A 9,194-nucleotide genomic window follows, 5' to 3' on the forward strand; every position below is an offset into this window, starting at 1 on the left:
CGTATGCTACCGCATACTGGCCTTTTTCTGTTAGGGAAAGTTGCACTTCAAATGCGAATCCGCCGTCGTCTGAAACCCCGTATCGGATTAATCCTGCTCTGCAGGCAGGCCGTACTCTTCGGGGAAGGTGCGCAGCGAGCTTTGCAACACGGTAACCGCGCCGTCGATCAGGCCGCAGCGGCCGCTTCGGGGCAGCAGTTGGCACAGGCTTTGCAGGGCGCGGAGATCGTCTGAAGTGCCGATGCCGGTATCCACGCGGTTGAGCAAGCGTGAAAGTTGGAACGTGCCGCCTTTGCATGGCGGGCATTGTCCGCATGAGTTGGACGCAAAAAATTCCACATACTCGGATACTTTGCGCACCACGCTGGTGCCTTCGGAAATCACAATCATCGCACCCGTACCGAGGCTGGATTTGCGTTCGCGCACGGACACGAAGTCCAAAGGCACGTCCAAATCTTTGACGGTCAAAAGCGTATTGGACGGGCCGCCGGTAAATACGGCTTTAAACGTACGCCCTTCGAGCATACCGCCGCCGTGGTCGAAAATCAGCGATTGCAGGGTCGTACCCATCGGCAGTTCGTACAGACCCGGATTCAATACGTCGCCGGAGAGTGAGTAGAGTTTCGTGCCTGCGGCATCGCCCAAACCCAGCGATTTGTACCATTCCGCGCCTTTGGCAAGGATTTGCGGAATATTGGCGAAGGTTTCGGTATTGTTGATTAAGGTCGGTTCGCCTGCTACGCCGCTTTCGGCAGGGAACGGTGGCTTGCGGCGCGGGAACGGGAAACCGCCTTCCAACCATGAAATCACGGCGGTTTCTTCGCCGCCGATGTAGCGGCCTGAAGTTTCGACCAATTTCAGGTCTAAAGGTTTGCCCAGATAGTTTTCGATGCGGATGAACAAATCGCTTTTTTTCTATTGCTCGATGGCGGGCACGATGGCGGCGATGGATTCGGTCTGGTGCGGGTTGACATACATAATCGCTTTGTTGGCGCGGCAGGCGACGGCGGCAATCAGGACGCCTTCGATGACTTGGTGCGGCGTTTTCGCCAGCAACACGCGGTCTTTGAACGTACCCGGTTCGTCTTCGTTGGCGTTACAGACGACGTATTTGTCGCCGTGTTTGCTTTGGGCGGCAACGGCCGCCTCCCATTTGCGCCAGGTCGGGAAACCTGCACCGCCCATGCCGCAGAGGTTGGCATCTTGCAGCTTGGAAACGATGCTTTGAGGATCGGCAAGCGCCGCCAGCAGGCCTTCGCCGCCGCCGACTTTGCGCCACGCAGCCAAATCCGCGCCGACTTGGCGGGACGGGTGCAGTAAGTTTTGATTGGCTTGGTTCATGATTGTTGCTCCTGCAAACCGGCGTGTTCGCGCAAATCGAATTTGCCGTAGTCGGGATATAAAACGGGGGCTTTGATGTCGCTGGTCAGTCCGGCGCGGGTCATTTCGCGTTGCAGATCGTGGACGTGTCCGACACCGCCGCGCACTTTTTTCAGCGGCAGGCCGCAACCGGCGGCGGCTTTACCCGCGCGGCGGCCGAAGCTGATAATGTCCAAAAGCGCGTTGCCCATCAGACGGTTGCGGCCGTGGATGCCGCCGGTTACTTCGCCGGCGCAATAGAGGCCTTCGACGCAGGTTGCGCCGTCGCCGTTGATTTCGATACCGCCGTTTTGATAGTGCAGGGTCGGATGAATCATGACTGGCTCAATAGCAGGGTCGATGCCGCATTTGTGGGCAACGTGGCCTAGTGTTACCAAACGGTTCAATACGTCGGGATCGTTTTCAATCAGGCGCGGCGTATCGAGGAACACGCCGACTTGTCCGTCGCGCACCACGCCGCGGCCTTCGCGGCACTCGCGCAAAATAGCGGCGGCAACGACGTCGCGCGGCTGCAATTCATCAACGAAACGCTCGCCCAAACCGTTGACCAGTTTGGTGCCTGCGGAGCGCACGGCTTCGGAAATCAGCGCGCCCGCCAAGTGCGGCGGATGGGCGACGCCGGTCGGATGGTATTGGAAGGAATCGATGTCGCGCAGTTTCGCGCCGATGCGGTATGCCATCACCAGACCGTCGGCAGTTGCGCCGTAGTGGTTGGAAGTGGCGAAACCCTGCAAATGCAGGCGTCCGCTGCCGCCGGTTGCCAAGACCACGGCTTTGGCGTGAACCAATACCAAGGAGCGTTTTTCCAAATCGTACAAAATCGCGCCGACGCAGCGGCCGTGTTCGTCCGACAATAATTCGATGGCGGGGTGGCGGTTGAGCTGGATAATATTTTCGTCAAGTTCGACCGCCTCGCGCAGCACGCGCATCATTTCGAGGCCGGTAAAGTCGCGGTAGCTCAGGATGCGCGGCACGGTCGTACCGCCTGCACGTTTGCGGCTCAACATGCCGTTGCTGTCCGCGCCTTTGGCAAGGTCGAAAGTCATGCCCAAGCCAATCAGCCAGCGGATGGCGGACGGCGCGTCGGTAACCATTTGCGCCACCAATTCTTTCTTGCCTGCGTTGTGGCCGCCTTTAATGGTCTCGTCAAAGTGCTGCTGCAAGCTGTCTTCCGCGCCGACCGCCGCCTGAATGCCGCCTTCTGCCATTACGGTATTGCTGTCGCCGATACGCAGCTTGTTCGCCATAATCACGCGCGCGCCTGCTTCGGTCGCGGATAACGCCGCCGCTGCACCCGCACCGCCGCCGCCGATAACCAGCACGTCGGTGTTCAGGTGTTCCGCGCCCGACAAATCATAGTCGTCAATCAGCGGATGGCTGATCAGCAGTTTCGCCAAATCAGGATGACAGTAATCGCCCGTATTCGGTCCGATGGGCAGTTTGACGCGCGCATTGGCCTGATAGTCGGGGTGAAACCGACTCAACAATTCGTTTTTTTCCGGCAAGTCGCCGCGCAGTTCCAATGAGGAAGCGCGCAGGTTGGCAAGGGCGGTTTCGTAGTCTATGCCTCGGATTTCGTTCGCCATCACATTGCCTCCTCTTCAAATTCGACTTTCATTTTGCCGCTGTCGATTTCGCGCAGGCGGCGCATCAAATCCACCGGACGCAGCGTGCGCGCCGCTTTCATGCGGCGGGCGAACAGACCAAAGTGGTTCGGACGGATGTGTTCGGGGCAGGAAAGGGTGCAGAGGTTGCACATCACGCATTGGTCGAAGGTCAGCGCAGCCGCGCCGAAATCGCCCGATACCACTTGCGCCACGCCGTTTTCCACTTCTAAACCTTTGGGGCAGGCGCGGTTGCAGCCGCCGCAATGACGGCAGTGTTGCGCTTCGGGGAAGATTTTGGCGGTGTCGTCCAGCCAGTTCCAGCCGTCGCCGACCTCGCTCACGTCGTAATAGTGGATATGCTCGGGAATGAAGTAGTCCAAGAAGCTGACCTGCATCCCTTCTTCGACTTTGGTTTCACACGCCAATGCAGTCGTTACCTCACGCTCGCCTTCCTTGCGGATCATGCAGCGACACGAACCGCACACGCCTTGCCCCATACAACCGACGTTGGCGGTAATCGCGCTGCCGGAACGGGCATAGGCCTGAATGATTGACGAGTCGGCGGAGGCTTTGACCTCGTGGCCGTCTATGGTCAGGGTTAACAAGTTTTCACTCATGGTAGTGTCCTGTGGAATGAGATAGGGGAAATCGGATGTGTGTATTTTTATTACAAATTTTTTAGGGTTGCGTATATTTTTCAGAAAACATCTTATAAATCAATGTCTGACTGTCTTTTGTTAGTGTATCAGAATTTAGATTTTTTGATGATGGCGGAGTCTTAAAGGCAGGGTAGGAGCGGATTGTGAACAAAAAACAGCGGTTTTCAGACGACCTTTGTGTCATCTTGTTATTTTGTAAGATAAAATAAACTTACGATAAAGGAATAACTGCTAAAAACTGTTTTGAAATACGAGTAAATATCATTATTAAGTGTTTGATATAAAAGTATATATCTATGTATTTATTGAATAAATTTGTTAAGTGTAAGTAAATGCAAATGGTGTTATAAAATTTCAGAAAAGTAGCTAAGTTTGACTTCCATCAAAAATCATCATAGGTAGAATGACACGGCTTTTACATTTGTGTATGGTTGAAAAAAGAAAGACAGGTTGTCTGAAAAGTAATTTTTTCTTTTTAAATTCATGTTATTAGTAAGGTTCATTGCGGCGGTAAATCCAGTCTTTTCAGACGATCCTTTGGAATTTGAGTGGACAGATTAATTGTAGTTTTATTTCTTACGGTAAATATTGCCGACAATATCCGTTATCATCATCCGAGTGAAATGATAGGTTATTAAGTTTTATGAAAATCAATGGATTATAAAAATCATATTGTCGCCTCATATCGATTGACAGCACTATTACACCGATTAAGGTCGTCTGAAAAACGACATCTATAAAAAGTGAACAAACCCTCCCTACCATGAGAAAAGGAACACAATCATGACCGTCATCAAGCAAGAAGACTTTATCCAAAGTATCTGCGATGCCTTCCAATTCATCAGCTATTACCATCCGAAAGACTACATCGACGCACTCTATAAGGCGTGGCAGAAGGAAGAAAATCCCGCCGCCAAAGACGCGATGACGCAGATTTTGGTCAACAGCCGCATGTGTGCGGAAAACAACCGACCCATCTGTCAAGATACCGGTATCGCAACCGTTTTCCTCAAAGTCGGCATGAACGTCCAATGGGATGCGGACATGAGCGTGGAAGAGATGGTTAACGAAGGCGTACGCCGCGCCTACACTTGGGAAGGCAACACCCTGCGCGCTTCCGTCCTCGCCGACCCTGCCGGCAAACGCCAAAACACCAAAGACAACACCCCCGCCGTCATCCACATGAGCATCGTGCCGGGTGATAAAGTCGAAGTAACCTGCGCGGCAAAAGGCGGCGGCTCGGAAAACAAATCCAAACTCGCCATGCTCAATCCGTCCGACAACATCGTCGATTGGGTATTGAAAACCATCCCGACCATGGGCGCGGGCTGGTGTCCTCCCGGCATCTTGGGCATCGGTATCGGCGGCACGCCCGAAAAAGCCGTACTGATGGCGAAAGAATCCCTGATGAGCCACATCGACATTCAAGAGTTGCAGGAAAAAGCTGCGTCAGGCGCAGAATTGTCCACCACCGAAGCCCTGCGCCTCGAACTCTTTGAAAAAGTCAACGCGCTGGGCATCGGCGCACAAGGTTTGGGCGGTCTGACCACCGTGTTGGACGTCAAAATCCTCGATTACCCGACCCATGCCGCATCCAAACCGATTGCCATGATTCCGAACTGCGCCGCCACCCGCCACGTCGAATTCGAATTGGACGGCTCCGGTCCGGTCGAACTGACCCCGCCGCGCGTTGAAGACTGGCCAGATTTGACTTACAGCCCCGACAACGGCAAACGCATCGATGTCGATAAACTGACCAAAGAAGAAGTTGCCAGCTGGAAAACCGGCGACGTATTGCTGCTGAACGGCAAAATCCTCACCGGTCGTGATGCCGCGCACAAACGCCTCGTCGATATGCTCGACAAAGGCGAAGAGTTGCCCGTCGATTTCACCAACCGCCTGATTTACTACGTCGGCCCCGTTGATCCGGTCGGCGACGAAGTCGTCGGTCCCGCAGGTCCGACCACCGCCACCCGCATGGACAAATTCACCCGCCAAATGCTCGAACAAACCGGCCTCTTGGGCATGATCGGCAAGTCCGAGCGCGGCGCAGCCACCTGCGAAGCCATTGCCGACAACAAAGCCGTGTACCTCATGGCAGTCGGCGGCGCGGCATACCTCGTGGCAAAAGCCATCAAATCCTCCAAAGTCTTGGCGTTCCCCGAATTGGGCATGGAAGCAGTTTACGAGTTTGAAGTCAAAGACATGCCCGTAACCGTCGCTGTGGACAGCAAAGGCGAGTCCATCCACGCCACCGCCCCACGCAAATGGCAGGCAAAAATCGGCATCATCCCCGTCGAGTCCTAATGCCTTGATGCCAGGTTGAAAAAGGTCGTCTGAAAACTTGAAACAGGGTTTTCAGACGACCTTTTGGCTAATACGGTTTCAATGGCGTAAAACCGGCATCCGTATTCCGGCAAAACCCTGCGACAAGGCGTAAAAAACCGCTATAATTGCCGACAATTTTCCCTTTCAGACGACCTTTTTAAAGCGAGGTCGTCTGAAAAAACAGACAAGGAAGAAATCCGATGAAAAACTACCACGCGCCCGACGAGAAGGGCTTTTTCGGCGAACACGGCGGGCTTTATGTCTCCGAAACCCTGATTCCCGCCTTGCAAGAGCTGGCGGATGCCTATAAAGCAGCGAAAAACGACCCGTCGTTTTGGGAAGAGTTCCACCGCGATTTGAAACACTACGTCGGCCGCCCCAGCCCCGTTTACCATGCCGCGCGATTGTCCGAGCATTTGGGCGGCGCGCAAATCTGGTTGAAGCGCGAAGACTTGAACCACACCGGCGCGCACAAGGTAAACAATACCATCGGTCAGGCATTGCTTGCCCGCCGCATGGGTAAAAAACGCGTCATCGCCGAAACCGGCGCGGGTCAGCACGGCGTGGCCTCCGCCACCGTTGCCGCCCGCTTCGGCATGACTTGCGACGTGTACATGGGCGCGGACGATATCCAGCGCCAAATGCCCAACGTGTTCCGCATGAAATTATTGGGCGCAAACGTGGTCAGCGTCGACAGCGGCAGCCGCACGCTGAAAGACGCGATGAACGAAGCCATGCGCGAATGGGTTGCCCGCGTGGACGACACGTTCTACATCATCGGCACCGCCGCCGGCCCCGCGCCGTATCCCGAAATGGTACGCGATTTCCAATGCGTCATCGGCAACGAAGCCAAAGCGCAGATGCAGGAAGCCATCGGCAGACAGCCCGATGTCGCCGTTGCCTGCGTCGGCGGCGGCTCGAACGCCATCGGCCTGTTCCACCCGTATATCGGCGAAGAAAACGTGCGCCTCGTCGGCGTGGAAGCCGGCGGTTTGGGCGTGGACACCCCCGACCACGCCGCGCCGATTACCAGCAAAGCCCCCATCGGCGTATTGCACGGCTTCCGCAGCTACCTGATGCAGGACGGAAACGGCCAAGTTTTGGGGACGCACTCCGTTTCCGCAGGCCTGGACTACCCCGGCATCGGCCCGGAACATAGCCACCTGAACGACATCAAGCGCGTCGAATACACCGTCGCCAAAGACGACGAAGCACTCGAAGCCTTTGATTTGTTATGCCGCTTCGAAGGCATCATCCCCGCGCTCGAATCCAGCCACGCCCTCGCATGGGCAGTCGCCAACGCGCCGAAAATGGGCAAAGACCAAGTGATTCTGGTCAACCTGTCCGGCCGTGGCGATAAAGACATCAATACTGTGGCGAAGTTGAAGGGGATTAAGTTGTAAGTATCGCCGTTGAGCGGATAAAGACAAAAGGTCGTCTGAAAACTGAGTAAATAGGTTTTCAGACGACCTTTTCGTTTGTAAGGAAAATTCATTTGTAAGGAAAATGGGCTTACGTCTTTTTGGAACTTTTTACTTTAATGTAAATCGTAGTAGTTCTTATTAACTAATGTAAAAAATGTAAAGAAGCATATGACTAAGTGGGGTCCGTATGATTGCGAAGACGAATGTAAAGAAGATGAGGAAGGAAAACAGGATTTGGTTCCCTTAATTCCTAATGGTATTCATTGATATGAGGGAGATACATTAGCCCAAGATCATTATCCGATTGTTGTTACCGGGTCAAGGGTTTATGTCGATATTGGTAAAATGGAAAGTTATTACATAGGAGCTGAATCTGTTCCCGATGGGGATATAGATAGTACCAACGATACGGCAATTTCAATTTTAGCTGAATCCACTTCTCCAAAACCTTCGGCAGGAAATGAACTTCAAACGGTGGCAAAAACTTCTCAAGCCGGTGAGCAAAAGTAGGAAAATATTCCTACATCTCAAAATGCAGCAGCAAAATCTCCTATTGAAGCCAAATCAGAGAACCCATCCGAGCAAGCAGTCAAGCCTAAAGATGCTGAAGCCGCTGCCCAAAGTGCGGTAGGCGATACCGCTGCACAAGTCAAATCCGCAGCTGAGATTGCAGACAGGGAAATGACCAAGCAGGCATTTCGTACAGAGAAGCTTTATCAAGGTAAATATGAGCTTGCCAAAACTCTGTCAAATGGCATGATTATGTTTGAGGACAATACTGTCCCCGAACGCTTCAGCGACGCCAAAATCGACTACCTGAAAAGTACCGATGACGTAAACAGGGAAATTCAGGAAATCCGCAAACAGGGTGATGTACTGAAACAGCAATACGGCGACTTCCACGGTAAAGCTTATATGGCAGGTATGCTGAGTAAAGTCGCAGGCGGGGTAGGCACTGTGGTTGACGGCTACGAACTCGGTCGCCGCGCTAATGTTGCCTACGAAAGCGGTAAAGATTCCGATTGGGATGCGGTAACAGGGCAGATTGCTAAGATGGCGACTAATATGATCGGCGGAACTTTAGCCGTTGGCGGAGGAGTCCGATTGGTAGGTGCATTGGCAGCAGGTTTATTGCCAACAACAGGAGTCGTAATATTATCAGTAGTAGCGGGAGGAGTTATTACATATCTTATCGGCAAAGCTGCTGATTATATTGAATCGGAAATTTCTAAAGGACAAAATCCGTTCAGCTTTTATAACGATCCATCCAAAGGAGAAACAGAAGTTGCTTTTGTCGGCGACATCGATTTTTCTAAATATGGTGATGATACCTCAATGACTAGCGAGGGTATTACTCTGATAGGCAACCAAAAATTCGGCAATCTGGAAATCAAGAGCAAATCCTTGAACATCATCGGTGAAGTCCATACCGAAGGCAAGCTGATTGTAGATAGCGAAAAAGTCGAAATGACCGACCTTAAAGCACTGACGCAGCCTGTCCAAACGCAAAGGGAACATACTCCGGAAGAGAACTTGGAAGCACAAAATGATGTTGAAGTCCAACAGAGGGAAGGTGCGGACGATGATGCTCAAACCTCCGATAATGTTCTACCGTCAGTGAATGAAATCATGGTGCAACAGTCGGAATTGAATGTTCCAATTCAACAGGAAGGAGATAATACAGATAAATCTGGGGAGATAGAGGATCTTCAATCAGACTGAGACCTTTGCAATAACATAGGTTACTAAAATTTTATGCTCAATCTCATTTTCAAAATTCAAAACCTTTCTGATTT

6 protein-coding genes and 1 pseudogene are annotated in these 9,194 nt (G+C 52.6%); 4 read left to right on the forward strand and 3 right to left on the reverse strand.

The window, feature by feature from the left end; translation table 11 throughout:
• Positions 1 to 87 precede the first annotated feature (87 nt).
• The 3 genes and pseudogenes from AC5M9B_RS03395 to AC5M9B_RS03405 all read right to left on the reverse strand — a co-directional run bounded on the left by AC5M9B_RS03395 (position 88) and on the right by AC5M9B_RS03405 (position 3,604).
• Positions 88 to 1,341: pseudogene (locus tag AC5M9B_RS03395) on the reverse strand (complex I 51 kDa subunit family protein).
• Entirely contained in the window at positions 1,338 to 2,966 is a 1,629-nt protein-coding gene (locus tag AC5M9B_RS03400; protein WP_487648256.1) for an FAD-binding protein, read from the reverse strand. Before AC5M9B_RS03400 ends, AC5M9B_RS03395 begins: the two are co-directional and overlap by 4 nt.
• Positions 2,966 to 3,604: a 2Fe-2S iron-sulfur cluster-binding protein gene (locus AC5M9B_RS03405; protein ID WP_487648257.1), complete on the reverse strand. Its 639-nt coding sequence runs from the start codon at positions 3,602 to 3,604 to the stop codon at positions 2,966 to 2,968. Before AC5M9B_RS03405 ends, AC5M9B_RS03400 begins: the two co-directional genes overlap by 1 nt.
• An 825-nt stretch (positions 3,605 to 4,429) precedes the next feature.
• Between AC5M9B_RS03405 and AC5M9B_RS03410 the strand changes: the two genes are divergently transcribed.
• The 4 genes from AC5M9B_RS03410 (at position 4,430) to AC5M9B_RS03425 (ending at position 9,120) form a co-directional block, all read left to right on the forward strand.
• A complete protein-coding gene (locus AC5M9B_RS03410; protein WP_003740750.1) occupies positions 4,430 to 5,953 on the forward strand; it encodes a fumarate hydratase in 1,524 nt (507 codons plus the stop codon).
• 221 nt (positions 5,954 to 6,174) lie between these two features.
• Positions 6,175 to 7,377: a tryptophan synthase subunit beta gene (trpB, locus tag AC5M9B_RS03415; protein ID WP_487648258.1), complete on the forward strand. Its 1,203-nt coding sequence runs from the start codon at positions 6,175 to 6,177 to the stop codon at positions 7,375 to 7,377.
• Between the two features lie 366 nt (positions 7,378 to 7,743).
• The gene (locus tag AC5M9B_RS03420; protein WP_487648259.1) at positions 7,744 to 7,908 is read left to right on the forward strand and encodes a hypothetical protein; all 165 of its coding nucleotides are present in this window, start codon (positions 7,744 to 7,746) and stop codon (positions 7,906 to 7,908) included.
• A 171-nt stretch (positions 7,909 to 8,079) separates the two neighbouring features.
• Positions 8,080 to 9,120 carry a hypothetical protein gene (locus tag AC5M9B_RS03425; protein WP_487648260.1) on the forward strand — a complete coding sequence of 347 codons (1,041 nt, stop codon included), beginning with the start codon at positions 8,080 to 8,082 and terminating at the stop codon, positions 9,118 to 9,120.
• Positions 9,121 to 9,194 lie beyond the last annotated feature (74 nt).

This window comes from Neisseria flava (assembly GCF_982712965.1).

What these genes read in the sequence shown, in the direction of transcription:
- AC5M9B_RS03400 (WP_487648256.1), bottom strand. Translation starts at nt 2,966, where the DNA reads ATGGCGAACGAAATCCGAGGCATAGACTACGAAACCGCCCTTGCCAAC.
- AC5M9B_RS03425 (WP_487648260.1), top strand. Translation starts at nt 8,080, where the DNA reads ATGACCAAGCAGGCATTTCGTACAGAGAAGCTTTATCAAGGTAAATAT.
- AC5M9B_RS03410 (WP_003740750.1), top strand. Translation starts at nt 4,430, where the DNA reads ATGACCGTCATCAAGCAAGAAGACTTTATCCAAAGTATCTGCGATGCC.
- trpB (WP_487648258.1), top strand. Translation starts at nt 6,175, where the DNA reads ATGAAAAACTACCACGCGCCCGACGAGAAGGGCTTTTTCGGCGAACAC.
- AC5M9B_RS03420 (WP_487648259.1), top strand. Translation starts at nt 7,744, where the DNA reads ATGGAAAGTTATTACATAGGAGCTGAATCTGTTCCCGATGGGGATATA.
- AC5M9B_RS03405 (WP_487648257.1), bottom strand. Translation starts at nt 3,604, where the DNA reads ATGAGTGAAAACTTGTTAACCCTGACCATAGACGGCCACGAGGTCAAA.